We start from the raw sequence: 25,582 nt of genomic DNA on the forward strand, positions 1-25,582 counted from the left end.
GAGCTCCGGGTGCAGCTTGCCACTCGACTGAAGCGCGATGGATCGGTCCGCACTTCTGTGCTGAAGCGGCTCTCGGCCTCGATGCGCTTCAGCTACGGCGCCCGGGCCGGCGCCCTGCGAACCGCGGCGTCACGATCGGGTCGGGCCTTCCGGCTGGACGTTCGTCAGCGGGTGATCGTGAAGGCTCTGGTCTCGCGGCATTCGGGGAAGGGGGCGGCGCGCGGCAAGGCCTTGGCCGCCCATCTTCGCTACCTCGGCCGGGACGGCGCCGGCCAGAAGGGGGAGGCGGCCACCGTCTTCGACCGGCAGTCGGATACGGTCGAGGCGACCGAGCGGGTCCAGGACTGGGCGGAGCATCGTCACCATTTCCGCTTCATCATTTCGCCCGAGCACGGCGACCGCATCCTCGACCTGCGCGACTATGTGCGGGATGTGATGGGACGGGTCGCGGCCGATCTCGGCGAGCCCGCTCTGCCCTGGATGGCGGTCTGTCACTATGACACCGACCAGCCCCACGCCCATGTCCTCCTGCCGGGGCGGCGGGCCAATGGGCGCGATCTGGTCATCCCGCGCGACTATGTCGCCTATGGTTTCCGGGCGCGGGCGCAGGAGGCGGCGCAGGAGCGTCTGGGGGATCTGTCCCGAGCGGATGCCGAGCGCCGTATCTGGCGCGAGACCCAGAGGGACGGCTTCACCCGCTTCGATCGGCGACTCCTGGCGTCAATGGACGGGCAGAGCACGGTCGAGGATGCGGTGGGCGGCCAGAGCGCCTGGGCGGCCTTGATGCGGGGGCGGCTGGCGCATCTGGAAGGCTTGGGTCTGGCCGAGCGGCAAGGGCGGCGGTTTCGCCTGGCCGAGGACCTGGAAGGCGGACTGCGGCGGCTGGAGGTGTCCCGGGACGTGATCCGCACGCTCAACCAGCGCCGGCTGGAAACGGGCAGGGACGCCTCAGTCTTCAGGGAGGGCGAGGTGACCGGCGAGGTGATGAAGGCCGGTCATCACGATGAGCTTGGAGCCTCGCCCTTCGTCATGGTCAGGGATGGCCGGGGCGCTGAACATTATGCGCGGCTGTCCGCGGGCTCGGCTCTGCCGGCGGTCGGTGCGCAGACGACGCTGGCGATCGACGGCCGGGGATTGGTCAGGGCCCTTCCCGGCCTCGGGCGCGACACAGGGCTGGGCCTTTGAAACCCGCAGTCGGATGTGCAGCGTCAGGGATGAATGTTGTCGCCGCTGACCGAGGGGGCGTTCCAGTCGCCGGCCTGGCGGGGCTGGCTGGACGAAGATCGCAGCGCTGTCAGTTGGCTGCGCGCCCATTCGTGCAGTCGGGATCGGGGGTAGTAGGGTGTGCGTCCAAGGTGGACGCAGGGCGGGCCGTCCGAGCGCGTGCAGAAGATCTTGGCCAGGGTCGCCGGCGAGCGGCGGATGCCCATGCGCAAGAGTTCGGTCGACGCCTCCTTGCGGTTCAACAGAACCTCTTCGGTCTCTCCAAGGTAAAGTCCGGTCATTGCTGGAACTCCGTTACAAGGTCTTATCCACAACCGCCGTGTCCTTGGCTGTCAATGCGACCGGCCAGACCAGCCGGAGGGCTTCGAAGGCCTCGGCCGTTTCACCTTGTTTCAGGGCGTTTCAGGGCTTTGCGAGGCCACGGCTGCCATCGAGCAAACGTGATCGTAGAAGGGAGGAAGGGGAGCCATGGGCGATGCGGTCGGACGAGCAGGCGAGAGCCAATCCACGTCCACAACCCTTGCTGTTAACGCCCGTATCAGGGAGACTCGGCACATGAAGAAGGCGCTTAAATCACTTCCGGCTTCGAAGCGCAGGGAGCTCGACCAGGCAGTCGAAATCCTGACCTCGTCCTTCGCCGAGGCAATCTCGACCCGCAAGGCGGACCGCTTGAAGCACGGCCGCATTCTCAAGATCATCCTGTTCGGCAGCTATGCGCGCGGCGATTGGGTCGAGGATCCGGTCGGGCGCTACTTCTCCGATTTCGACTTGCTGGTCGTGGTCGATCATGAGGACCTCGCCGATCCGGAGTTCTGGGCGAGGGCCGAGCAGCGGCTTCTGTCCCACTCCGTTGGTCAGGGCGCATGGAAGACGCCCGTCAGCATCATCGTCCACAGTCTGGACGACGTGAACCATCAGCTGGAGCGCGGCCGGTACTTCTTCATCGACATCGTGCGCGACGGGATCGTGCTGGTCGATACGGGGGGCGTTGTGTTCAGGGAACCGCAGCCCCTACCGGTTGCGGTGGCTCTACGAGAATCCGAAGGCTACTTCGCCCACTGGCTCGAGAGCGCAGACAACGCCTCACTGGGCGCGGCGTTTTATCTCACGAATGGGAAACACAACGACGCCGCGTTCTTGCTGCATCAGGCGACCGAGCGCCTCTACCACTGCCTGCTGCTGGTCATGACGCTATATTCGCCGAAATCTCATAAGATTGTTGCCCTACGCCGTACGGCTGAAGCTCTGGTCCCAGAACTGGCTGAAGTTTGGCCGTCCGAAACCAAGTTCCAACGTCGTGCCTTCGAGCTGTTGCGCGCCGCCTATGTCAAGGCGCGGTACTCGCCACACTACCGGATTACGGCCGAGGAATTGGCGTGGCTGACGGAGCGTATCGGAGTGCTTCGGGAGAATGTTGAAAATGCTTGCGAGCGCCATCTGACGCTCATGGCAGGCCGGGTAGGCCCCAATCTCCCTTAACGGCCGAATGGGCTCAACTGGCAGATGGAAATCCGCTGTAGGCCTGAATGCCAGCGAACGCGCGACGGTCCGGAACGGGCTCAACGCGGACGTTAAGAAGGTCGGCTTCCGAGAACCCTGAGGCGTGGGCTCACGCGGAGGTTGCCGCAAAGCTCAGGCGGCAGTAGCGTCTACTATGGTGTGGGGGACGTTGTCGTTTTGGATGCCACTTATCTGGACGAGCCGACGCGGCAATTTCGCGACGCGCTGCGGCTGCTCTTCATATTCGCAAATGCGGGCGAGTCGGTTGGCGATCCTTCGCCTGAGCCGGACGCAGTTCGGGTCATCTGGTCGCAGAAGCGGCTTCAGAAGATGGATTTCTGGATGCGCAATCCTGACCATCTCGCCCACGCCCTGCTCGATGAATACGAGGATAGCAACGACGCGCGCTGGTTGAGGCATGCGAAGGCTATCCTAAACAGCGAAGAGCCCGAGCTACGCCGGGATGCGATGGCTAAGTATCTGTGGGGTGCCTACGAGCCGATCGACACGGGGCTGGCACCATTGATCAGCTATGGCCTCGCGGTGACCAGGAGGCATCCCGCCAATCGCCGGCGCACATATTTCCTGCTCTCGAAAGGCGCCGATCTGGCGGCCCGAATGGTCAGGGAGATGGAGGAGGCCCGTTGGTACGCCAATCGCGCAGAACTCGTCGGCCTCTTCTGTGAAGGCCGGACAGGAGAGGATCTTGCCCGCATGCAGTACGAGAATCCCGAATACGCCAATGCGCCGAACGGGGAAACAATCGCGTCCATCGCCGAACAGGTTCGTGCGAGGCTTGAAAGACTGGAAACCGCCAGATGACGGACACCCAAGCTGACGCGCCGCTGGCACCGCTACGTGAAGCCGTGGCCGAGAAAGCCAAGACATCCGTGGCCGCCGTTGACTTGGTGTTGTCCGAGATCGGGGTCGGTGAAGAGCGTCCGACCCGTCGCGCGGACACGCTCGCGATCCGGCGGTTAGCCTTCAGCGGCGTCAAGCGCGCGACCAAATACGAGGACGGACCCTACCAGTTCACTTGGTCTGACCTCGGACCGGGTTTGTTCGGCATCCTCAGCCCGGACGCCAACCAGATCGGTAAAAGCACCGTGCTCGACGTGATTGTCTGGGCCCTGCGCGGCCGGCCGAGATCGCTGAAGCCCGAGGTGCGGGCATGGATCGACGAGGTGGAACTGGAGTTCACAATCGGCGGCGAGCGCTACTGTGTCAGCTTCACGGACCTTGATGGGGAGCCTCAAGGCAAGTTGGTTCTGTTGGCCCCCGGTCCGGCGCGGACGCTTCATACCTTCAAAGGCGAGGACCAGTTCGAGCAGGTGATGAGCGATCTCATGATGGATCGCTTTGCCTTGCAGCCTATCGCCACCGTCAACCACAGGGGGGAGGAGGCGACCCAATACGCCCATGCGTGGACGGCTTATGTCGCTTCGATGTTCATTGAGGGTTCCCACCCGGCCATCCTAGGCGATGTCACGACTGGCGCGCTCTGGTGGCGCATGCTTCAGCTTTTTATGGGCATGCCCTACGCTGCGACCCACATGGCCCTGCGGAACGCCGTCACGCTCGACCAAGCGCAAGCCGAAGGCGCCTCGGTCGTGCGCGCAGCGCAAGCGCGTTACGGCGTGGAGATCAAGGCCCTCGAAGGCGAGACCCGGCGCCTGAAGGACCTGCTGAAGAAGGAGGCCAGTGTTGCGATAAGCACCAAGGAACTGGACGACCTCAGCATTGAGAACGCCACGCTGCTGCGCCAGTCCAGCGAGTTACAGACAAAAGTTGCTGGCCTCGAGACGTCGGCGACGGCACTCCGCACCCAGCGTGACGAGGCCAAGGCTACCGAACGGCGGCTCCGGGAGGGGGCTGCCTCGCGCAAAGTGTTCGCGGGTCTCGATCCGGTCTGTTGTCCACGCTGCGCGAGCGCGTTCGAGGAAGAGCGCAGCCATGCCGAGGAGGCCGAGGGACGATGCGCGGTCTGTGATCGATCGACACTGAACGACGACGCGGAAGCGCTTGAAGAGGCCCTGTACGCCGCCCGGCAGCGTGTCGAGGAGCTGGTAGCCGCGGAAAGAGCGGCGCAGACGAACCTCGACGAGGCCCGCAAGGTGCTAACCGGCGTGATGAATTCCCGTGCGGCTGTTGTGACCAAGGTCAGACAGGCCGAAACGCAGGCCTCGGCGATCCGCCGGCGCCGGACGCTCGAGGACGATCTACTGCGTGTGACGGGTGCGCTAGATCAGCTGAAGGCGCTCGCGCGCACCGAGGCGCCGGAGCATTCGGCCGAACGGCTGGTGATCCTCAAAGCCGCCGAGCAGATCGCTGAGACCCGGATGAAGATGACCGGGGCGGACGTAATGACCAGGCTCGGCGACGAGATGGTGATTGTCGCCCAGCGGTTCGGATTCAAGGGGCTAGAGAGCGTTCTCGTTCGCGGGAATGGTATTCAGGTCGGCATCTCCGGTGTGACGAGCTCCTACAGCAAGCAGACCCCCGGTCAGCGTCTGCGCCTGAGGATCGCGCTGGTCATCGCCATGATGCGGATGGCGCTCGACACTGGTTTCGGCCATCACCCCGGCCTGCTGCTCATCGACTCTCCCGGCAGCGAGGAATTGAGCGAGCCGGACTTGGTCGCCATGATCTCCGAGATCAACCGGATTGCGAAGGAAACACCAAACCTGCAAATCTTCGTCGCATCAGCTCGCGGCGGGCTGCTGACCCCTGCATTCCACAAGGATAACATCATCGTTCCCGGGCCTTCCGGGACCATGTTCTGATGAGGTGGCTCCGATGACCGCACCATGATGGACATCGCTGAGCGGCTCGCTGCGGTCAGGGCACCATCTCTCGCCGACCTCGGAGGGGTGGAAGCGCTGAGGGACCAGCCGCACCTGGCGACGAATCTCTATGCGGACAGGCTCGTGCGGGCCATCGTGGACGACGGCGCTGCGGCTCCCGAGCTGTTCTCGGTGGTGGTGGATACGCTGAGGCGCAACCGATATCCGTTGGTCCTCGCCGCCGCCAGCCAGCATGTCGCTGGAGCAGCCCTAGACCCCCGGTATTTGCGCTCCGCCCAGAAGGCGCTTCTTGAACGGACCGTAGAGCGCCGCTCTGACCTAGATGCGGATCTGGCGTCCGAGGCGCTGGCGGGTGCCTTCTTGTTGGCCCAGGCTGGCGGTGCCTCCAGACCTTTTGTGATCGCGGCACTGGATGACGTCAGGGCTGATGACAGGCCCATGTTCGTCGCCCGCGCAGCCCGCTTGGCGGGATTGGCTTGGCTTTGGTCGCGGTCACCCGACCTCCTCGTCGTTCTGCAGCGCCTCGCTCTCAGCGAGGAGGCCTCCGATCAAGCGCTCTATGAACTGGCCCTGATTGCACTCGATGAGGCGCTCGGGCAGGCGGAGCCGACCGACCTTGTAGCGGGTTTGGAGGCGGCTTCTGAAGCCTTTGCTCGTGCATCTACCGCTGATCCCGACATGGAAGAAGCCGCCGCGCTTCACCATGCCGTCTCGGCCGTCGCGAGCTTCTGTGCGGGCCGGTCCTACGACGAAGTGGACGCCCATATCGCATCGACTTCGGAAATCGCGGGAACGCGCCTGATGGAGATGGATCGGTCGGCAGTGAGGAGCTGGCTTCGCCCGTCAATCGCCAGCGAAACTGAGTGGTACATCCTTGTCAGTGCACTGAACGGGTTGCCCCGTAGGCTGGACGAGGCGAGTTGGCTAAATGCGCTGCCGGTGCTGCGACAGCTCGGCAGACTTCGCGAAAGCCTGACCGTCGGTCGCTTCTCGAACGGCCTCGGGGCCGCCGTGATTGATCGGACCGCCGGCAGTCTCGTCGCGCGCGAAGGGCTGAAGTCGCACGTGCAGGCGTGGGCGGACGATCCGGCTACACCGCCCGGGGAACGAGAGCATGCCCAGTTTTTGCTTGAGGCCATGGAGAATGCCAACGGGCGCGCGCCGGGAAAGCCCGATGGCGAAACGGGGGAGGTACCCGACGGCTCAAATGATCCCCTCCCGACCCTCGCCAGCCTCGAGGCGCTCGGAAATCGGACGGCGCTGACCGGAAAACTTGACGAGGTCTATGTCCGTTTGACGAACGCCCTAGATGGACATCCTGATTACAAGGGGGATGTCCGCCATGACGTCCGCGTCCTGATTGCGGCCCTGATCCGCTTTCTCGCCCACTGTCTGGACGTGACGCCGTCTGGTGCTAGGGGGTTCCTAGACTTCCTCTTCGACGCTGGAGACGAGGCCCCGCTGGAGCGCGAACTCCAAACGAGCCTCTGGCATACCCTGCGTCTGGGCGCCCCCGTGTTCGCCCAGCACCAGATTATTCGAGAGCCTCCGGACATCGGTGCCGGGCGGGCGGACATCGCGGTTATTCGGTCCGACTGGCAGTGCGTGATCGAGATCAAGCGCGAGAGGGTCGATGCCTCCCGCAAGGGGATTGCGAGATATCTAGGGCAGGCCGCAAGTTACCTGCTCACGGGGCCGAAGCTGGGTTTCCTCGTGGTCCTCGACCTGTGCTCACAGAAGGATTGGTCCCTGACTTTGGAAGATAACTGCTGGGTCGAAAACGTAAAAGGTCCGGGGGATAGCCTTGGCCGGGCGATTGTCGTTTGGCGCATACCCGGACATCGGCCGGCGCCGTCGCGCGTCAGGACTCCCGTGGTGAACGGGTAGCACTACGGTGCCGAATTCCCAGAGGGGGACGGAACGCCCGGCGCAGAGACCTCAGCCCGCCGCCTTGTCTACAAGAGTGGCATTATCGGCGATGCGGTGCAGATGGGAACGAGTCCGCCGACGTCGACGCACGACGAAACCAAGCGGTCTGAATGCTGCCTCGCTTATTCAACCGTCGGCCGGACGCGAGGCACCGCGTCTCCGAGCAGCTCTTCTACCGGCCAAGAGGTGAACTGTCGCTCGCCTTGCCTATCAAGGCCGGGCCCTCGCGGAAACCCGAGCGATCGACGGAAACGGCCAAATCTGCTCTCCGCCGTATTGCGAGCTACCTGACAAGGGTTGGTGCCGGTGGTGGGCCTCGAACCGACACTCGTTCTGAAACAGGTTCTTCACGCCCGCATGTAGCGGTAGCTATCGCTGCCCACATTCAGCCCGGTCTGTCTTAGCCAGCCGAGCGGGAAGCGTGCTCCTGACACTACGATGTCTTGATTCTGCCTGTCACTGAATGACTGGTTCTGGCGCTGAGCTGTCATTGAGCTGCTCAGGGTACATCTGGAAAAATCCACTGAGCGCTTGAAGCCCTCCGGCCAAGTCACACGAGCAATTTGATCATCCAAAGAGTGTCTGCGTTGTCCGGATTCTCCTCCGTGACGTAGTCGCGCTTTTGATAGAATCGATGCGCACGGGTCTCCCCGGCGTCGATCATGATTCGGACGCTCGGATGGCCGACGGCACGGATTTCGGCCTCCACAGCATTGAGGAGCGCGTCCCCGACGATGCGTTTGCCACGCCAGCCTTGCTCGACGTAGAGCGCCAGAACCTGGTCCTCCTTCCAGCCGATGAAGCCAACCATCTCCGTGGCGATCTCGGCGATCCGGGTGCGTCTCGTGTCCAGGTTTCCGGGAAAGTGAGCATTTCGGTACGGGCTCATGATGGTCATCATGGCCGTCCGATCCTCCCGCGTCGCCGATCTGAGAACGACTTCAGGCGCGTCGGATTCGGTCATCTAACCGCCCTACCAATAGCCATGGTCACAGCTCATCGTCGTCCTCTGCTGGCGCGGGCGGTACCACCCAGCCGTCCTCGCCGAAAAGTTCGAAGACATTATCGAACTGCTGCAGGTGGCGACGCCGACGTAGAAGCAGGTGGAAGCGGTTTCGGGCGCCCGCGGATGGGCGGCGGTTGGCCCCTGCGTTGCGGAGCAGCGTCGATAGAAGGACGCTGGTTGCAGCGGCGGCGTAGTTCTGACTATTCCCGATCACGGCGTCGAGAAGCTCATCAAGCTGGGCCTCTGAAAGGTGCCCGGTGAACGGGGTGATGAACTGACCGAAGTTCGCTTCGGACCCGCGATAACTCCCTGAGTTGCGATAGTTCTGCAGCGCGGTCGGCCACAGGTCGGGGATCGGCGATCCACCGATCGCGGCGCCCGCTTGCGCCTCGTCGAGACGCGCAATCACGGCGAGCAGGTGCGCGCGAAAAGGTTCAAACGTCACCCCTAGCAGGATACGGGTGTCCGTTAGGTTGTCGGGCGTCAGATTGTTGACCGTCTCCTGCAAAACCGTGCGCGTCGGTTCCTGAAGCAGGGGCCAGAAGGCAGGAAAAGCGGCCACGAAGGCGATCGCTCTGGACCGCTCGTCGGGCCCCAAGCCATCGATAAGGTTCACGATGGCCGGGGTCACGTCGGGCCAGACCGCCGGTGCCCGTTCTCGGATCGCCATTAACGCCGAGGTAATCTTGCTGCTGACGCCATCGAGGTGTGGCGGGATGCCCTTGAGCAGCGACTTGGCAAGTACGGTTCCAAAGTTCCGGATGTTCTGCTGCCGCACCCGGTCGAGATATCTCTGCTCGACATAGTGCAGGATCCGGTCGTGGTCAGACGGGAACCCCGGCGATTGTACGTCGGCTTCGAAGATCAGGAAAATGGCGCGACCCTGAAGAGGCTCCTGCGAGAGGACAAGATCGACCGCATTGACGAGATGCATCCGCACCAGTTCGGGCGTGGGCTCGAACAGAAGCGCTTCGGCCGAGAAGGCGGGATGCGCGCACAGATGTCGATCCTCGCGCAAACGCTCGAGTTGACGCTTGCCAATCTGGCTGATCGCCTGGGTGATGTCGGCGGCGTCGTCGATGATCCGGCCTTCGAGGTGAAGCAGTTGTCGGACATCGCTGTTGGCCGTCGCATGGTCCCACGATTGCAGAAAGGTCGTCGCCCCGGCGTCACCTTGGGCGCTCAGTTCGCGGTATTTGGCGATGAGATCGTAAGCGATGGCGACCCAGGCCGCGGTCAGGGCGGCGCGCAGGGCGCCGGCCTTGTAGGCCCTGACAGCGTCGAGGAAATAGGTGCGGGATTGCGGGTTGCGGACCCTGGTCAGCAGGATGTCGATATCTACGAAACTGGAATCCACGAGGCCACCATTACGAAAAGCGTGTGCAACCTTAGAGCATTGATGGTGTAGCTTGTAACCGTTGTTCGCCCATCTGACCTGTCCGCTTCTCGGCCCCCACCCGGTCAGTCGACATGCTCGCCAGCATGAAGGTTCTCATCCGCCTTCGCGACGCGGCCGCCAAGGCGTTTTCGCGCGGGGGCAAGCCATGCGGGACGCCGGCCGGGGCGACAGAGGAATAGGTTGAGGCTTGGACGTGTGACGCAGACGAGACGACGGCTGGTTGGGAGGGGAATACTGATGGATCGGCTACTACGCGTCCGAAGTGCGATCTATCACCATTTCCACGCGTCGCGGATCCGGGAGGGCCATTTTCTGCAGGCGGGCGGCCGGGATCGATTCGCCCAGTACGAAACGGCGATGCTCCTACTGCAGGATACCGGCGAAGCGCTATGGACCCATCGGCGTCGCGAGTTCTCCCCGTCAGCCATGGTGGCTTACATCGAGTTCTGGGGCGTCGTGCAGGCGGTGATCATCCAGCAGGACGCGCTTGTCGAGTTGGCGGCGTCCGTCGGCGCTCCCGCAGTATCGGGCGGCGCGGCCTGGAAAGACATCCGCGACTTCCGAAACCTTTTGGTCGGCCATCCCGGCAACAAGAAATCGGGTCCAAAGAACCATCGCTCCAAAGGGCCCATGCGCAGCTTCATGGGGCGGCAGGACAAGACCTACAGCGAGCTCACGTACGAGCTTTGGGACGGTGGAACTCAGACGGTAAGCCACCCAAGGGTCGATCTCGGCAAGATGATCGATGCCTACGGAGCGGAAGCCGCCGATCACCTCGACGCGATTCTTGCGCATATCCAGCGGGAATGGCCAGTGCCAAGCCCATCCGCAGCCGTGGCTAATAAGCCGGTGATTCTGTCCCTAATGCCGTCGGCGCTTCGCGGCGAGGAGCAATAAGCGATCAGCCTAAAGATCTTCGCAGACCAACCTGTCTTACGACCGATTACGGGCGCAGTACCAATGTCTGCTGCTGGCGCACCTTAGTCGCGATGTTCCCTGCATTGCGGAGCCGCGGTATCAGCTTCCCGCAACGCCGGAATCGCTGAACAGGTTCGGAAGTAAGGGGCGAAGAGAATCGATGACGAGCCGCGTCTCCGGGATTCTGAGGCGAATGGCGGAATGTGCCGAGCATCAGGGCTGGGAAGAAACTCCGCGTCAGCTTCTGCACGCCTACGCGGCCTGCCTCACTCCTTCTGAGATCGGAGAGGCTGCACTCCTGACCCTCGACGACACGACTGCAGTGCGAGGCGCGATCCGGAACCGTATTCTGCGGCTTGGCCGGGAGTGGGCGGCCCCGTCGGAACTCGACGCGCTCGGACACTCCCTCTTGGCGATCGAGCCTCGCGATGGACGCCAGCGGACGCGGATCGATGCGTTGGTTGCGCAGCTGTACGTCTACCTCGGCCCTGCCGCCCGCCACGGAGTCTTAGAGCGATGGCGAGACCGGGGAACCTCCGGCACTCTGGCCCGGTGGGTCAAAGCGATCGCGAGCGACGAAGCCTTGTTCGATACTTGGGAAGTTGCCGAAGTCTGGCGGCGGTCTGGACACCCCAAGGCGGCGGCGCTCTTAGCCAAGCGCGGCCATCCAGAATGCTTGACCCAACTGCTTCCAGAGCTGGTCGCCCAAGATACTGAAGGTTGGATCGTGAGCCGCGCCGCGCTGAGAGCTGCGACGGTTACCGAAGAGGTCTAGGAGGCGGTCTACGCCCGACTTCCCGCGACCTACGCCTATCTCTGCGCCAAAACGGGTAGACCCTGCTCTGACAAGGAAGCGCTGGTGCTCGTAAATCGATCCGAAAGCGGCGTCATGGGCGACCAGGGATTGGCAATCTGGGCGGTCGGCCAGATGGGTAAACTGCGGGTCTTGGATCAGCTCCGAGTTGGGCTCAAAGACGCGTGAACCTTGAGGTGAAGCGCCTACAGTCTTTGACAACTTTGCTGTGCGTTCGATGCGCGCGAAGGTCAGAGAAAGGCGACTGCTTATTGAGCTCTAACTGCTATGAACACGCCTGTTTCAGCGGCCTACGTCCGACATTGTCGCAACACTGATCCACGGTTTCGGTCATGGCTCACGTTGACCTCGATCTCGGCGGCCCATATTCAGTTGCCAGCGTCGGGGAAGTTTTACGTATGAGCCATGTTACGCCCACGCTCGCGGTTGATTCCTGCAAACCGCTTAAACTGACCGCCCGCGCGGGGCGTCCGTTTGTCCGTTGGGTTGGGGGCAAGACCCGATTGCTCGATGCGATCCTGCCGTTCGTGCCGGAGAGGTTTCGCAACTACCACGAACCCTTCCTCGGCTCTGGCGCGGTCTTCTTCGCCGTGCGCGAGCGGGCAACGGGGGTCTGCCTTCTGTCGGACCTAAACTGCGAACTAGTTAATGCTTGGAACGTCGTTAGGGCGAGACCGAACGATCTGCTGAAGTCGCTTTCCCAGTTCGACGGTCGAAGTACGGAAGAAGACTACTATTGCATTCGGGCGGCATCTCCCAAGGAGGCGGTAGATCGGGCCGCGCGCTTCTTCTACCTAAACCAGACGTCTTGGAACGCTCTTTGGCGCGTCAACCGCTGGGGTGTTTTCAACGTGCCGTATGGCCAGCGGAGCTTCAGAGGTTTTTCTGCCGATGAGCTTGGCGACTCCGCGCGCGCGCTTGCCGGAGTCGGCATCGTTGAACAAGATTTCCGAGCTGCCCTGTCCAAAGTCGGGCCAGGCGACTTCGTTTATCTCGACCCCCCCTATCTGCCGGTTTCGGATACCAGCAAGTTCGCCGGTTATACGGAGAAGCGTTTCCGGGCCGCGGATCTGAAGGAACTCGCCGAGCTTTGTGAAGGGTTGTCTAACGCGGGCGTGAACTGGGTCTTATCGAACAGAGATACGCCGTTGGTCCGCGAACTCTTCGCTCACGCACGGATTGTTCGGTTCACCACGCGCCGCTCCGTGGCTGCTCAGAACCGTCGAAACGTTGAGCCTGCGGATTCTCCGGAAGTGGTGATCGTCGGCGGTCCGGACGCCTACCGCTGACCTGAACCAACCTGACGTAGACGACATGTCTGTAGCCGCCTACTTAGGAGTCGCAGTTGGGAGGTGAATCTTGCCGCACAAGCCGGTCGAAGCCGTAGTTTTCTGGCGCTACGAGGTTTCCGCGTTCAAGGCGGTGTACGGGCGCTTTAGCTCTGACGGCTACAGCAAGAATTATCTTCAGACATCTGGGAGCGCAAAGACTGTGCTCGACGAGGTTCTGAATCGCGCCGCAGGCGAAGCGATTGAAGTGAGCTGGCGTTGGCCGGGTGGAGAGCTTGTCGCCGACTGGAAGGAGAAGGTGACCGGTAACGATCGTCGAGGCGAGCTAGATATTCGCGTGGCGCAGGATACTGTTCTTCCCTTCAAGCTCGGGGACCGGGACTTGGAGGTCTTCGCGACCGTTCTCGGCGACCCGAACCAGCAGACGGCGCAGAGTGCCAACATTCAGCTTGAGGCGATGACGGCTCGTCAGGAAGAGCCGTGGCTGGTCGCCGTCAAGCTGCAGGGCGAAGACGGCATCCTTCATGCGCGCGTCTACTTGGGAAATCCGCCGCCGGGCTTCGAGGCGCGCAGCGTCGCCGTCTTGCCCAAGGCGGTCCGCGAAGCGATGGCAGCGCTTGGTAACAAAGGCAGCGGGGGCGTGCGATTACGAGGTGCAGGGACGTCGCGCGCTCCGGCGCTCATGGCCCGAATCAAGGCGGCTCTGGCCAAAGACCCCAATGTACTTTTGGTGGGGCCTCCCGGCACTGGCAAGACCGTGGTTCTCGAAGACCTCCGTGCCGACTATGAGGTGAACACCGAGTTCGATCCAGAGCTCTGGGACCATAACTGGCGGTCGCCTGAAGACTCCGCGACCGGCCGACGCGCCCTCGGCCTCGTTTTCCATCCTTCCTACACCTACGAGAACTTCGTGGCGGGGCTGGCGCCGGGAACCGGGCAGGGGATCAGCCTGGAGGCGCGGCCGGGGCCTCTGCTCAATCTCGCCCACTGGGCCGCCAATAGTGATCGCGAAGCCCTGCTGATAATTGACGAATTCAACCGCGGTCCGGCTGCCGCGATCTTCGGAGATACGCTCGCGCTTCTGGACGCAGAGAAGCGATCGACCCGACTCGGGGATGGGGCCAGCATCACCCGCCCGTTTGCCGACCGCGCCATGACCGTCACTGACGCGTTTAAGAGAGCCGATGGGGAGGTCAAGATTGACGCGGAGCTGAAACTTCCGCGGGGGATTGCCCTCGTCGCCGCCATGAACAGCACCGATAGATCCGTAGCACCCATCGACGCCGCCCTTCGTCGACGGTTCGCGATCATCCGGGTCGATCCGGACTATGAGGTGCTGAGTTCACGTCTCGGCGTCGCGATTCCTGACCTCGCCTCGGGCATGGTCGCGGCCGCCGGTTCGCGAGAGGAGGCGGCTGAACTCACTGTACGCCTCCTCATGACATTGAACCGTCGGATTGACCTGGTGCTCGGCCCTGACTTCATGCTCGGTCACGCGCTTCTTTGGTCGGTCATAGGAGAGACCCGGGAAGCCTTGGGCGAAGCATTGGTCACTGCCTTTGAGCAGCGAATACTCTCAACGCTTCGCTTGACGTTCGTGGACCAGGACGAAGCCTTGGCGGCAATTCTGAAGGTCGATGGATCGACCTCCGGATCGGTGGCGTTCTGGCGTCAACCGCCGCCCGCCCTCGCGTCAGTGGCGGGGGCCCGACTGGAGTTCAGGGACCTCGCGGGGCTGAGCGACCTCGAGGCGCGATTGGCGACACTGAAATCCGTCCTTGGCGACTAAGGGGTGACGGTTCGCCGCCGCTATTCGGTCGTCGAAGGCCAAAACGTCGGCCTGGAGCCGGAGGTTTTGGCGCGATTGAGGCCAGCACTCTTCCGTCTGAAGAGGGGGCTTAAGATGGGGCTGCCTGTCTTGGAGGAGGACGAGACCGGACTTCGAATCCGCAACCTCATTGGCGCGATCGACATCGGAAACGGCGTCATCGTGGATGTCGAGCCCAAGACCCGTCCCGGCGACGACTGGGTTCGCAGCGTACTGTCCCTTCTGATCGGGGATGATCCCGTTGACGCGGCCGGCGATCGCAGCGGCGGACAGGCGTCCGCCAGGCCTGATTTGATTGAAGCGATCGCGACGGTTTATGTGGCTCGTCTGGAGCGCGCCCTTCGGCGAGACGGACCATTGCTGACCATGCGACGGAGCGCGCAGTCAGGATCGCATCTCAAAGGCAAGCTCGACGTAAACCGTTGGCTCGCCTCCGTATTCGCCGATCCAGCCCGGTTTGCGGTCAGCTACGATATTCTGACGCCGGACAATGAGTTCACTGCGGCGATGGCGCATGCATGCCATCTCCTAGCTGCGTCGAGCCGGCGTGCCGCCACGCGAGCCCGACTGTCGCGAGTGGCCGCCTTGTTGCGACCCGGCCTGCCGGCGCTCTCGGAGCTGAATCCGGGGATCGAGCATCGTCGATTGCCGCCCCAATGGTCGGTCTACGGTCCAGCCTGGTCGATTACCTGCGCGGTGCTCGCCAGACGATCTTTGCTGGGGCCGAACGGCCGTCAAGCCGGCGTGTCTATCGCTATCGAGGCTTGGCCGCTCCTCGAGCGGCTGCTTGAACGGTCGTTGCGCGCGGCGGCCCTAGAAACAGGTTCGCATGAGGTGCCGGCCAAGGCGCTTAAGCCGATCCTTCATCGGACGCTCCCAACGGGACGACTGGTCCACGATCTGGAGCCGGACGGCCTGCTCTCGAAAAACGGCAAGGTCGCTGCGGCGCTCGAGGCCAAATACCGCGATTTCGATCCAACGGCCGGACCGCTTCGCACCGAGATTTATCAGGCCCTCGCGGCCGCTCGGGCGGTTTCGGCGCCGGTCTCGATCCTGGTTTATCCAAATAGGTTCGACACCGTCGCCTGGCGTGTGGCGGGGAACGGATCGCCATCGCGGCTGTACGCCGTCGGTCTGAACCTGTTTGGCTATGCTGCGGGCGGCGAAGTCGAGCGTGCTTGGGACCTGCTGAATTGCCTTGAGAGCGAGACTTGCTTGTCCGGGCAGATCGCCTGAGAATCCCGTGATGGATTCACTCTGGCGCCACATCTACCGGCTTTGTCAGGCCGCCTTCGACGCCACAGCGGCTCGCAGGGCGACCAACCTCGTGATCGCCGCCTCCGTCGCCGCCCCAGCTGCGGCCTTGATCACGCGGCGCCATGTCCTCGATCTCGCGCGCGAGCTGGGAGAGGAGGCTCTGTCGTTTGCGGCGTTCGTGCCCGAGGACGCTCTTGAGGCCGCGTCGGCCGCTCAGGGCTCGCTTTCATCTGCGGACTTTGACGCCTGGGTGGAGGCCTTCCAGGCTTCGGCTCACGACCGCAAGGCAGCTGGCGCATTTGCGACGCCGAGCGTGCTGGCGGAACTCCTCGCCGAAGGGGCCCTCGAGGGGATGTCGTCGCCGATGCCCCGAATCATCGATCCCTCAGCCGGCGCAGGAAATCTGTTGTTGGGGGCGTATCGCGCGCTTCAGGCTCGAGGCTATGCGCCGAACAAGGCCGCGCAGTGTTTGTTCGGCGTTGAACTTGATCCGGCGGCGCGGGAGCTCTGCGTTCTGCAGCTTTGGATTGCGACGGGCTCCAGCTTGTCCGTGGCGGATATCGCATCGCGTATTAGCCTCGACAACGCCGTGACGCGGGACTGGTCTTCCGATGAGCCTTTCGACATCGTCCTAATGAATCCGCCGTGGGAGTCGCTTCGTCCTCAGAATGGCGAGACCTGGGATGATGAGCGTCTCGCTACGATCAACCGTCTAACCCGACCATCGAATGGCTCGCCGGGCTTGCCGCCGCTTTTCACGGCCCAGGGACGAGGCGATCGCAACCTGTTCAAGGCGTTCGTCGAGCTGGCCCCGCACCTGATCAGGCCAGGCGGTCGAATAGGTCTTCTCATTCCTGCGGCGTTCGGGTCCGACCTCGGCATGGCCGAGCTTCGCAGACTCTACTTTGATCATCTGCGTCTCGAACGCTGGACCACGTTTGAGAACCGCCAAAAGCTGTTCTCGATCGACAGCCGCTACAAGTTCGGCCTGTTGTTCGGGACGCGGGATCCGCAAGGGACACGGGATTTGAAGACCCGCGCGTTTTGCGAAGAACCCGGAGATAGCTGCAAGACGCATGTCACGCTTTCGCGTAATGACTTCGACACCCTAGGGGGGCGGGATCGGATGATCCCGGAGCTTGTCTCTCATGATGAGCGGCGGCTCCTTCAAACGATGCTCAAGAATGGAACGCCCTTATTTGAGGGTGGGCCGTTCGGGCGACCTCGGTATCGCCGGGAACTGGATTTGACCTTGGACAAGGCAGCTGGGCTTCTCTGGAGAAGAGAAGATCCTCCGCCGAAGGCCTGCGCTGACCAAGTCGTGCCGGTCATCGAAGGCCGCATGGTGGGGCAGTACGACTGCTTCCAGAAGAGCTACGTTGGGGGCGAAGGTCGTCGCGCAGTCTGGGAAGACAATGGGGACCGTCCGCTCGCCGCCTGTCATTCCCAGTATCTCACTTCGGGCGGGGCGGCGAAACCGGCGCGAGTGGCGCTGTGTGATGTGACGTCGGCGACCAACACCCGGACCGTCTTGGCCGCGCTCGTCCCAGATACTTGGCGCTGCGGAAACACCGCACCGATCCTTCAGTTCACGGATGGCGAGGCCGCCCTAGCGGCCACGGCTGTCCTCAATTCCCTGATCTTTGACTGGATGGCCAGGCGCCTTCTGGGGGGGCTGCACCTCAACAAATTCTATCTCGAGCGGTTCGTCTGGCCCCGACTTTCGGTTGAGCAGACCTCAGTACTCTGCGAGCTGGGGAGGCGGGTTCTCGCCGCATCGCCACGGAGTCCGCTTGGGCAAACTCGAGGGGATGCGTCGGCGCGTGCCGACCAGATCGAGGCGCTCGCGTCTATCAATGTCACTGTTGCGCAGGCTTACGGCCTTGATCGCGCGGATGTCGCGATGATGCTCTCGCCCGATCGGGGGGATCGTCGTGGCTTCTGGCGATACTTTGCGGCCCGGGATGACGCAGTACAGATCGCGGAACGAACATTGGACCAGATGATCAGGCGCGCCAGCGGGGCCGGCAAGATCGCAGCCTAAGAACAACGCGTCGCCTTTCGATACGCAGAAGACTTGGCGTCGGCCCGCGAGCGGGCTCAGGCGGCGCGGCAGGAAGCTGTTCGGATACTGGAGAACATCTCGCGCCGGTCCGCAGATTCCGTGTAAGCCTTGACCGCGATGTCTCCAATGGGAGCGGCAATTCTCCATGCGGAAGGGCCGGGAGGGCACCCCTCTTAGGACGCTTGTCAAAAGCTCAGCAGTCTTGAGCAATGGAGCGCCTAAAGAATGCGCAATCGGACCTAGACCGACATCTCCCTGTTCGCCCCTTGGCGAATGAGGAAAGGTGCCTCGAAGGGGTGGAGGGGGTCTTGATCCAAGCGCTGCGTGCGAGGGAAGAACCCTTCCGTCTCTCCGCTAGGCTACGAGCCACCTCCATTTCTGCGGAATGTGGAGCCGACTGCCTGGCTGTGCGCAACGGGTCGGGAACAGGCGATGGCGTCGGACTGGCAAACGACGTTCGCGGGCTAAGACGGCTTGACTGAATGTCGTGTTTCCGACGCTCACCGAATGACCGTTTCTGGCGCTCTGAAGTCGTTCTTAGCGACTTTACCACTGGTTTCTGGTAGCCTCTTTGCGATGACGTAAATCGCTGCGATTTCCGTCGCCGTGGTGGCCATATGGTGACCATGGGCATCGGCCGGGGCGGCGGGTGTCGATTTTAATCAACGCGCTCAGGAGTTTGTCGGCGCGGATCAGGCGGAACCTGTTTCCTCTACTGGGACATCGAGCTGGAGCCTTAGGTACTAGCGCTCGCCCGCCTTCAGTAGGGGCGAACCATCTGCCCGGCAACGGTAGGCGCCTGTTCCTGTTTGGCGGAAATGGCGATCGCGGCCGCGATGATGAAGATCGGCCAGACCACCTTGGGCACATAGATGCCGCCGGAGGTGAAGTAGACCACCGTCAGGAGGGCGAGACCGGCTGCGATATTGATCAGCGGCGAGAGGGCTCGCATGAGCCGCAGCCAGATCATCGTGTGCAGGAAGGCGCCGAGGAAGCCGAAGAAGGCCAGGGTCGAACCCCATCCGTTGTTCATCAGACGCGAGAAGAAGTCGGACCGGATGACATAGGCGGGAACGTGGAAGTCGATGAAGGTCTGGGCCTGGATGGCGCGGAAGCCGTCGAAATTGCCGACCCCGGCGCCGAAGAACGGATAGGCCACGGCGACCCGATAGCCGGCGATAATCGCGCCGTAGGTGCGCGTGACGACGCTCCAGTCCGCGCCGGCCTGGGCCGCGCCGAGACGGCTGCCGAAGACGGACGACATCAACGCGCCGCACACCAGCATAACCCCTACGCCGACGAGACTGCCGAGGAACAGGCCCGGGCCGCTGATGGCGCGCTGACCGCCGGTGGCGTTCAGGATGTAGAAGGTTGTCCAGATGATCGCGGGCAGAATGCAGAACGGACTGCGGATGACGAACAGGGCGACGAGAGTCGTGAGCGCAATGATGGCGGCGGTGGAGAACGGCCTGCCCTGACGGGTCAGGGCCCACATGGTCAGATAGGTGCCGAAATTGATCCCGACGTAGGAGGTCTCGGAGCAGAACAGCTTGGGACGATATTGCCCGTACACCTGGATGTCGCGGAAGGCCGTACCCCAGTCCTGGCCTTGGTAATGCATTGAGGCCTGGTGGAGGCGCCAGAACGCCAGCGGCAACTCCTTGAAAGGCGTATAGACCTCCAAAATCGACCCGATGACGATGAAGGCCGTGAAAAATCCGGTGAACCGGTGGAAGTCGCGCTTCTTCCACAGCGTCAGATCGAGGAAGAGGCCGTAGGCGGGCAGGACCGTATAGGCGAACTGGAAGGGCGGCAGGAGCTGCTCGTTGCCCTTGCCGAGGAAGATGCCGGCGTAGAGGCCGCTCAGGGCATAGAAGCCCGTCAGTATGCCCGCCAGCACCGCGACGCGCGGCGAGATGCGCCGCCAGTGGGCGACCAGCAGCAACAGGCCGAACGGCGTCGCCAGGATGTTCGGCACAACGCCCTGACCCAGTCGGGTGTCGAGCGAGATGTAGAAGCCGATCAGGCACAGCACCGACAGCACGGGCCAGGGGCGGTCGGCGACCTGGGCGGTGGCCCAGCCCCGGGCAGGAGCGCGTCCGTAGGCGGAATCAGCGGCAACGGACATTCGGATCAGTTCCTCGCCTCACGGCGCCTGTGTCTGGATATGGAAGCATAGCAAATAGCATGCCGGTTGCTAACGGATCACGACCGTGCGGACGCGATCGCGGCCCCGATCGCAGCCCCCACCGCGTCGCTGGCGCGCGGCCAGGTGAAGCGCGCCGCGGCGGCGGCCTGGAAGGTCCGGAACCGGTCGATGACCCCCGCGGGATCGAGGGCCAGAACCGAGCGGATAACCGGCTCTATGTCCGAAGCGGAATGGACGCGGCGGATGAACTCTTCCGCATGGGGCAGGCCTTCGTAGTCGGCGCCCACGTCGGAGAAGGAGAGGGTGATCAGGTTGTTGGCGATATAGGCCCCGACCTTCAGCTTGAACCCCGCCTCGAACCGGTCAGTGACGAGCCCGAAGGCGAGGCCGTCGGTCGGGTTCATCTCGCCCGCCTGCCAGTCCGTGACTTTGGCCTTCAGGAAGTCGGGCGGATCCTGATCGAACGCCGGGGCCAGACGGAGGCCCGCCGCCTGATACTCGTCGGCGAACCGCATCAGCCCGCTGCGTTTCAGGACCCAGTCATAGGTCCCCGAGACGGCCAGACGGGATGAAATCCCGGCGGTCGGCGACAGCGGACGGGCCGGCGGCATGCCTGGCTGGGCCATGAACAGCGGCGCCGACGTCATTCCGGCGAGGACCGCCTTGTCCATCTCCGAAATGGCGACGATCGCCAGGCCCGGCCGGGGCGCATAGACCCCCTGCTCGTAGCGGCGATAGAGGGCGTGGAGCGCCTTGCCCGCCGGCCGGTCGCCGAGGAAGCGGCGCGCGTAGTCGCTGGTCACATTGTGCAGCAACAGGACCGTGGGTTTACGGATCGCGCGTGACAGCCAGTCCAGTCCTTCATGGCTGATCACCACCACGTCGGCGTCCGCGCTTGCGGCCAGGGCGACGTCCCGGTTCGTCGCGGATTTGTAGGGGGCGCGGTCGTGCGGGACGAGACCCCGGACCATACCCGTCAGCTGCGCCGCCCGCCCGCCCGCGCCGGTGAGGGCGCAAGAGGTGATCTCCACCCCGGAGAGGCTCTTCTGGATCAGCCGGTCATAGATGGTCCCGCCGTCTTCTTCGCCGGCGCGGCAGATCCAGGAAACATGCGTCATGGGGCCTCGAAAACGCCGGAAGTCAGGTGGGGTCGATCACGACGATCGGATTGCCGCAGCTGGCGGTATAGGGATCGGCATAGGCCAGGAAGCTGACCGGACGGGTCGTGTCGGCGCCGTTCTGGAAGAAGTCGGACGACATCAGAAAGTCGGAACAGATCCGGTCTTCCAGCAGCGACAGGGCTTCCTTCTCGTGGAACACGGCCCGGACGGCCTTCTGCGGCGCGGCCAGGGCCCGCGACACGATGTTGCTGCGGCTGGGGTGGGCGGCGCGGAAGGCGTCGCCGAACTGTTCGACGCTGCCGGACGCGAAGTTCAGATAGTCAAGCCGTCTGCGGACCACGCTCTCGACCGAGGCCGTGCCCAGGGCCGTCAGTACGCCGCCGCCGGCCAGCGCGGCGGCGCCGCCGAGGCCCAGGGCGCCGAAGGTCAGGGATCGTCTGGTGAGCTTCATGCCTGCGCGCCTCCGGTGAGGAGATCCGCCGCCCGCAGCGACAGGGCGGCGACCGTGAGGGAAGGGTTGCTGGGCGGGCCGGACGGGAAGGCGCTGGCGCCGCCGATCAGCAGGTTGCGATACTGGTGGTGCACCAGGCCGTCATCGACCACGCCCTCGACGGCGTTTTTCGCCATCACCGCAGTGCCCTGGATATGGCCTTCGGTCGGTTCGAAAGCGCCGATGGTCAGTTTTTCCAGACCGATGCCGGCCAGAACCGCCTCAAGCTTTGCGGCCGTGGCCTGAATGCCTTTCTTCGCATATTCGGTGTGATCGACGAAGGTCAGGCGCGCCTTGTCGTTGACCAGGTCGACGGTGTTGCGGTCTTCCGGAATGTTCTCGCTGACGATCTTCAGCAGGGCGCGCTTGCGCCACTTGCCCTTTTCGGTCCGCAGGATCGGCGGGGCGTTCTGGTGTTCGATCAGACAGGCTCCGTGGTCGCGGCGGTGGTCGCCGGCGTAGAACATGTAGCCCAGGCCGGTGATGTGGGTGCCGCCGTCGAAATCCTCGGTCTCGGTGAGATCCGCCACCACCTTGACGCCCAGCTGCTCATGCAGCCGCTTGCCGACCAGGGGGTGTTTGTCGCCCGACCGGATCATCACGGTCGCGTTGAAGATCGCGTTGAGACCCAGGAAGACGAGATCGCAGGTCGCGGTCTTCACCTCATCGGAGACGACCCAGGTGACCGATTTCGCCGTCGAACCCTCGAAGTTCACCGTGCGCAGTTCGGAAGAGGTCTGCAGATCGACATTGTCACGGGCGTAGAGCGACTGAAGCTCGTTCATGACCCGGAACTTGGCGTCGACGGGGCAGAGACCGCACACGCCGTTGGCGCAGCACTTGCCGCGATTGTCCGTCCCGGTCGAAGACCGCGCCGTCGGCGCCGGAATCCATTGATGGTCGCCGACCGCCGCGATCATTCTGCGATCGAAGCTCGACAGATGGTGCGGCGGCTGGGGGTAGGGGCCCGTCTTCGGGAAGGGGGTGAGGCTCGGCCCCGCGATGCCCATCACCTCTTCGGCTTGCGAATAGTAGGGCGCGAGATCGTCATAGCCGATCGGCCAGTCATACCCCACGCCATACTTCGACTTCAGGCTGAAGTCCTCGGGCAGAAAGCGCGGCGTCTGACCCCACCAGCAGGAACTGCCGCCGCCCATTCCGGTCGTGAACAGCCATTCCTTGGTGCCGAGGCCGCGGGTGGTGAACAGGGTGTTGGAATCGACCGGCGTCTGTTTGCGGTTCTCCAGCATCCAGTCGTAGCCGGGGTTGGGGCCCCGTTCGATGACGAGGACCCGCGTGTCCGGCTTCCGTTCGAGATAGCGGAGCAGGAAGAAGGAGGAGGCGAAGCCGGTTCCGCCGATGACGAGATCGTAGTGACTGCTCATTGCTCTACCGTACGCTGTTCATCGCCATGCCCGCGCGTCAGGGACAGAACCGAAAGGCTGGCCCGCACGGCATAGGCGACGGATCCCGCCAGAAAAATAAGGGCATAGCCCAGGAAGAAGGCCGAAAAATCGAAGCGCCAGACGGCCGCCGCCACGCAGAGCGCGGCCATGCCGATGATCACCGGCCAGGTCACCTTGACCAGATCGGAAGCCAGCCCGAGGTTCAGAAGAAGGGTGCCCGCGACGGTCTGGAACAGCATGGCGGCCAGCATGATCGCCATGGCGATGCGGACGGGCTCGCTGATCAGCTCGGCCTTGCCCAGCAGGATGCCGAACACCAGGTCGCCGAAGACGGTGACCGCCAGAATGCCGCAGATGGCCGGCGCCGCGCCCACGATCAGGGCGGTCAGGGTGGGCTTCATAAGACGCTTCAGATCCCTGGCGTGCACCGCCGCCGTCTGCTGGGGCAGCACGGCTTCCGCCGCCGCGAGGTAGGCCGTCGCTCCGAACCGGTCGATCTTGTAGAGGGTGTCGAACGACACGACCGCGACCGGATTGGCCCAGACGTGGGGCACGAACAGATAGGGGAAGTTGTAGATCACGCTTTCCAGCGCCGAGAACAGGCCGGTTGATCCGACGAGCTTCATCTGGCTTCCCAGATGGCGCAGCCCTGTCACGAACGTCTGTCCGTGATCCGACCAGGCTTTCGAAATCAGCGGCAGGGCCAGCAGGAAGGCGAGGACCCAAGTCCCCAGAATGATCCAGGCGTAACCCGTGAACGGCAGGCCGAAATAGATGCAGGCCACCAGGACCAGGGCCGCGCCGCGCCGGCCGACCTCGATGAGTTCGAACTTGAAGTGGTTGTTCAGACCGGTGGCGCTCGCCTTGACGATCGTCCAGGGCAGGCCGCAGGTCATGCCGATGAAGTGGATCAGAACGGCCAGGCGGATGTCGGGCGAACCCACCTTCGCGACCAGGATCCAGACGGCGGCGATGAGGGTCGCTACGAGGGCGACCGCGCCATAGATCAGCAGCGAGGTCAGGGCGATCTCCGAGCCCTCGTAGTTCCCGGACAGGAAGCTGGCCCGCACCCGGTTGTAGACGACGCTCGAGAAGCCGAGGTTGGCCGACAGCACATAGCCGCCCAGACCGGTGATCACCGCGACCACGGCATAGTCGCTGAGCGACAGAACGCGCACGAGGACGAAGGTCAGGAAGAAGCTCCAGACCGTGGTCAGGAGCACGTTCACATATTTGACGCCCAGGTACAGCATCAGCGTTTGCCCGTCAGTTCGAGGGCGACGTGCCTGAGCTTCTGGACCTCAAACTTCAGCTGCGCCGCCCACGCCGTCACGACGGCGGGAAGGACGGCCAGAACGCCGGGCCGGGCCGGGATCTTGTTGGTCTGGGAAACGGCGATGCTGTCCGGGAACAGGTCGACCAGATAGCCCAGGTTCGCCGCGCGGGCGCACCACTCGACGTCCTCGGCCTCGCCCCAGGCGATGTCCTCGTCCAGGGCGCAGTCCTGATAGACCGCGCGGGAGGCGAAGAAGACGCCGCCGTCGGCATAGGGGGCGCCGCGCTCATGGATTTCCAGATGGCGCTCGGGCGGCACGTTGCGCGTCGTGAGGGCCCTCGCCATCGGCGCGCGGCCCAGTTCGTTGATGTCCGCGAAGCAGAGGGAGATGTAGGGCGCGAGGCCGCCGTCCGCGGTCGCGGCCATGACATTGGGCGTGCCGATGTCGAACTCGCGCGGAACCGCCGCGAGACAGCCGGGCTGCAGCACGATCCGGCAGTGCATGATCGCGATCTTCGCCGCGTCCAGATGGGCGGCCAGCAAGTTCTTCTTGACCCCGATCAGGAAGCGCGGCCCCGGCGGCGTCTCGAAGTCGAGATAGCGGACGGTCGGATAGCCTTCGATGTGCTTGCGTCCGGCCGCCGGTCCGCAGACCACGACGGCGCCGGGCCGGCCGGCCAGTTCCGGCTGGTTCAACAGACCGTCCAGACAGGCATGGAGGGCGGGCGCCTCCTGATCGCTTCCGGAGAAGACGACCCCGGCCGCCCACTCCGGAGCGGTGATCTCACGCGTCCGCTCGAAGGTCAGCCGACCGGCGGCCGGCTCCATCTCGACCAGTCGGCAGTCGCGGTCCAGCAACCGGAAAGCCCACTGCTTCATCAGACCGAAATTGACCTGGAACGGCGGCGACACCGGGTCGTCGGCTCCGTCGTCGATCACCGTCAGCGTCCCGCCGGGCTTCAGGGCGAAGACCGCATACCGCAACGCCGCCGGAACCAGTCGGCGGTATTTGAGCAAGGCCGTATGGACCGTGACCTGGGACAGGTCGGTCTCGCGGCGCAAGGCGTAAAGGTCTGCGGGAACTCTGACGACGGGGGACTGGGTCAC

At 63.7% G+C, this 25,582-nt stretch carries 20 protein-coding genes; 11 read left to right on the top strand and 9 right to left on the bottom strand.

Annotated features, from left to right (window positions below):
• Positions 1 to 9 precede the first annotated feature (9 nt).
• A complete protein-coding gene (locus AC1ROD_RS13680) occupies positions 10 to 1,185 on the top strand; it encodes a DUF3363 domain-containing protein (protein ID WP_492948817.1) in 1,176 nt (391 codons plus the stop codon).
• Positions 1,186 to 1,208: 23 nt separating this feature from the next.
• Here AC1ROD_RS13680 and AC1ROD_RS13685 read toward each other — a convergent pair whose 3' ends face one another.
• Positions 1,209 to 1,505, bottom strand: coding sequence for a hypothetical protein (locus AC1ROD_RS13685; protein ID WP_492948818.1), 297 nt, complete (start codon positions 1,503 to 1,505; stop codon positions 1,209 to 1,211).
• 274 nt (positions 1,506 to 1,779) lie between these two features.
• Here AC1ROD_RS13685 and AC1ROD_RS13690 point away from each other — a divergent pair, with 274 nt between their 5' ends.
• The 4 genes from AC1ROD_RS13690 to AC1ROD_RS13705 all read left to right on the top strand — a co-directional run bounded on the left by AC1ROD_RS13690 (position 1,780) and on the right by AC1ROD_RS13705 (position 7,415).
• Entirely contained in the window at positions 1,780 to 2,703 is a 924-nt protein-coding gene (locus tag AC1ROD_RS13690) for a HEPN domain-containing protein (RefSeq protein ID WP_492948819.1), read from the top strand.
• Between the two features lie 198 nt (positions 2,704 to 2,901).
• Positions 2,902 to 3,546 carry a hypothetical protein gene (locus AC1ROD_RS13695; protein ID WP_492948820.1) on the top strand — a complete coding sequence of 215 codons (645 nt, stop codon included), beginning with the start codon at positions 2,902 to 2,904 and terminating at the stop codon, positions 3,544 to 3,546.
• Positions 3,543 to 5,507 (top strand): AAA family ATPase, encoded by a 1,965-nt coding sequence (locus AC1ROD_RS13700; RefSeq protein WP_492948821.1) that lies wholly within the window; start codon positions 3,543 to 3,545, stop codon positions 5,505 to 5,507. Before AC1ROD_RS13695 ends, AC1ROD_RS13700 begins: the two co-directional genes overlap by 4 nt.
• A gap of 24 nt (positions 5,508 to 5,531) precedes the next feature.
• Positions 5,532 to 7,415 (top strand): hypothetical protein, encoded by a 1,884-nt coding sequence (locus tag AC1ROD_RS13705; protein WP_492948822.1) that lies wholly within the window; start codon positions 5,532 to 5,534, stop codon positions 7,413 to 7,415.
• Positions 7,416 to 8,007: 592 nt separating this feature from the next.
• Here AC1ROD_RS13705 and AC1ROD_RS13710 read toward each other — a convergent pair.
• Positions 8,008 to 8,421, bottom strand: a complete 414-nt coding sequence (locus tag AC1ROD_RS13710) for a GNAT family N-acetyltransferase (protein ID WP_492948823.1) — start codon at positions 8,419 to 8,421, stop codon at positions 8,008 to 8,010.
• Between the two features lie 25 nt (positions 8,422 to 8,446).
• Positions 8,447 to 9,820 carry a hypothetical protein gene (locus AC1ROD_RS13715; RefSeq protein WP_492948824.1) on the bottom strand — a complete coding sequence of 458 codons (1,374 nt, stop codon included), beginning with the start codon at positions 9,818 to 9,820 and terminating at the stop codon, positions 8,447 to 8,449.
• A 279-nt stretch (positions 9,821 to 10,099) separates the two neighbouring features.
• On the opposite strand from AC1ROD_RS13715, the gene AC1ROD_RS13720 reads away from it, so the two are divergent.
• The 6 genes from AC1ROD_RS13720 to AC1ROD_RS13745 all read left to right on the top strand — a co-directional run bounded on the left by AC1ROD_RS13720 (position 10,100) and on the right by AC1ROD_RS13745 (position 18,012).
• Entirely contained in the window at positions 10,100 to 10,759 is a 660-nt protein-coding gene (locus AC1ROD_RS13720; RefSeq protein ID WP_492948825.1) for a hypothetical protein, read from the top strand.
• 181 nt (positions 10,760 to 10,940) lie between these two features.
• Positions 10,941 to 11,555 carry a hypothetical protein gene (locus AC1ROD_RS13725; protein ID WP_492948826.1) on the top strand — a complete coding sequence of 205 codons (615 nt, stop codon included), beginning with the start codon at positions 10,941 to 10,943 and terminating at the stop codon, positions 11,553 to 11,555.
• A gap of 437 nt (positions 11,556 to 11,992) precedes the next feature.
• Positions 11,993 to 12,883: a DNA adenine methylase gene (locus AC1ROD_RS13730; RefSeq protein ID WP_492948827.1), complete on the top strand. Its 891-nt coding sequence runs from the start codon at positions 11,993 to 11,995 to the stop codon at positions 12,881 to 12,883.
• 70 nt (positions 12,884 to 12,953) lie between these two features.
• Positions 12,954 to 14,672, top strand: coding sequence for an AAA family ATPase (locus AC1ROD_RS13735; protein WP_492948828.1), 1,719 nt, complete (start codon positions 12,954 to 12,956; stop codon positions 14,670 to 14,672).
• 3 nt (positions 14,673 to 14,675) lie between these two features.
• Complete coding sequence (locus AC1ROD_RS13740; protein WP_492948829.1) at positions 14,676 to 15,947, top strand: 5-methylcytosine restriction system specificity protein McrC; 1,272 nt, start codon at positions 14,676 to 14,678, stop codon at positions 15,945 to 15,947.
• 10 nt (positions 15,948 to 15,957) lie between these two features.
• Positions 15,958 to 18,012 (top strand): N-6 DNA methylase, encoded by a 2,055-nt coding sequence (locus AC1ROD_RS13745; RefSeq protein ID WP_492948830.1) that lies wholly within the window; start codon positions 15,958 to 15,960, stop codon positions 18,010 to 18,012.
• 781 nt (positions 18,013 to 18,793) lie between these two features.
• Here the strand turns inward: AC1ROD_RS13745 and AC1ROD_RS13750 are convergent.
• From AC1ROD_RS13750 to AC1ROD_RS13775, 6 genes are all read right to left on the bottom strand, one after another.
• A complete protein-coding gene (locus tag AC1ROD_RS13750; RefSeq protein WP_492948831.1) occupies positions 18,794 to 20,161 on the bottom strand; it encodes a hypothetical protein in 1,368 nt (455 codons plus the stop codon).
• Between the two features lie 77 nt (positions 20,162 to 20,238).
• Positions 20,239 to 21,300, bottom strand: a complete 1,062-nt coding sequence (locus AC1ROD_RS13755) for a hypothetical protein (RefSeq protein ID WP_492948832.1) — start codon at positions 21,298 to 21,300, stop codon at positions 20,239 to 20,241.
• Between the two features lie 22 nt (positions 21,301 to 21,322).
• Positions 21,323 to 21,754 carry a hypothetical protein gene (locus AC1ROD_RS13760; protein WP_492948833.1) on the bottom strand — a complete coding sequence of 144 codons (432 nt, stop codon included), beginning with the start codon at positions 21,752 to 21,754 and terminating at the stop codon, positions 21,323 to 21,325.
• Positions 21,751 to 23,178: a GMC oxidoreductase gene (locus AC1ROD_RS13765; protein WP_492948834.1), complete on the bottom strand. Its 1,428-nt coding sequence runs from the start codon at positions 23,176 to 23,178 to the stop codon at positions 21,751 to 21,753. Before AC1ROD_RS13765 ends, AC1ROD_RS13760 begins: the two co-directional genes overlap by 4 nt.
• Entirely contained in the window at positions 23,175 to 24,452 is a 1,278-nt protein-coding gene (locus AC1ROD_RS13770; protein ID WP_492948835.1) for a polysaccharide biosynthesis protein, read from the bottom strand. Before AC1ROD_RS13770 ends, AC1ROD_RS13765 begins: the two co-directional genes overlap by 4 nt.
• Complete coding sequence (locus AC1ROD_RS13775) at positions 24,452 to 25,582, bottom strand: hypothetical protein (protein ID WP_492948836.1); 1,131 nt, start codon at positions 25,580 to 25,582, stop codon at positions 24,452 to 24,454. Before AC1ROD_RS13775 ends, AC1ROD_RS13770 begins: the two co-directional genes overlap by 1 nt.

Source organism: Brevundimonas sp. GW821-FHT12E07 (assembly GCF_058807035.1).

What these genes read in the sequence shown, in the direction of transcription:
- AC1ROD_RS13685 (WP_492948818.1), bottom strand. Translation starts at nt 1,505, where the DNA reads ATGACCGGACTTTACCTTGGAGAGACCGAAGAGGTTCTGTTGAACCGC.
- AC1ROD_RS13690 (WP_492948819.1), top strand. Translation starts at nt 1,780, where the DNA reads ATGAAGAAGGCGCTTAAATCACTTCCGGCTTCGAAGCGCAGGGAGCTC.
- AC1ROD_RS13700 (WP_492948821.1), top strand. Translation starts at nt 3,543, where the DNA reads ATGACGGACACCCAAGCTGACGCGCCGCTGGCACCGCTACGTGAAGCC.
- AC1ROD_RS13705 (WP_492948822.1), top strand. Translation starts at nt 5,532, where the DNA reads ATGATGGACATCGCTGAGCGGCTCGCTGCGGTCAGGGCACCATCTCTC.
- AC1ROD_RS13710 (WP_492948823.1), bottom strand. Translation starts at nt 8,421, where the DNA reads ATGACCGAATCCGACGCGCCTGAAGTCGTTCTCAGATCGGCGACGCGG.
- AC1ROD_RS13720 (WP_492948825.1), top strand. Translation starts at nt 10,100, where the DNA reads ATGGATCGGCTACTACGCGTCCGAAGTGCGATCTATCACCATTTCCAC.
- AC1ROD_RS13725 (WP_492948826.1), top strand. Translation starts at nt 10,941, where the DNA reads ATGACGAGCCGCGTCTCCGGGATTCTGAGGCGAATGGCGGAATGTGCC.
- AC1ROD_RS13730 (WP_492948827.1), top strand. Translation starts at nt 11,993, where the DNA reads ATGAGCCATGTTACGCCCACGCTCGCGGTTGATTCCTGCAAACCGCTT.
- AC1ROD_RS13745 (WP_492948830.1), top strand. Translation starts at nt 15,958, where the DNA reads ATGGATTCACTCTGGCGCCACATCTACCGGCTTTGTCAGGCCGCCTTC.
- AC1ROD_RS13750 (WP_492948831.1), bottom strand. Translation starts at nt 20,161, where the DNA reads ATGTCCGTTGCCGCTGATTCCGCCTACGGACGCGCTCCTGCCCGGGGC.
- AC1ROD_RS13755 (WP_492948832.1), bottom strand. Translation starts at nt 21,300, where the DNA reads ATGACGCATGTTTCCTGGATCTGCCGCGCCGGCGAAGAAGACGGCGGG.
- AC1ROD_RS13760 (WP_492948833.1), bottom strand. Translation starts at nt 21,754, where the DNA reads ATGAAGCTCACCAGACGATCCCTGACCTTCGGCGCCCTGGGCCTCGGC.
- AC1ROD_RS13765 (WP_492948834.1), bottom strand. Translation starts at nt 23,178, where the DNA reads ATGAGCAGTCACTACGATCTCGTCATCGGCGGAACCGGCTTCGCCTCC.
- AC1ROD_RS13770 (WP_492948835.1), bottom strand. Translation starts at nt 24,452, where the DNA reads ATGCTGTACCTGGGCGTCAAATATGTGAACGTGCTCCTGACCACGGTC.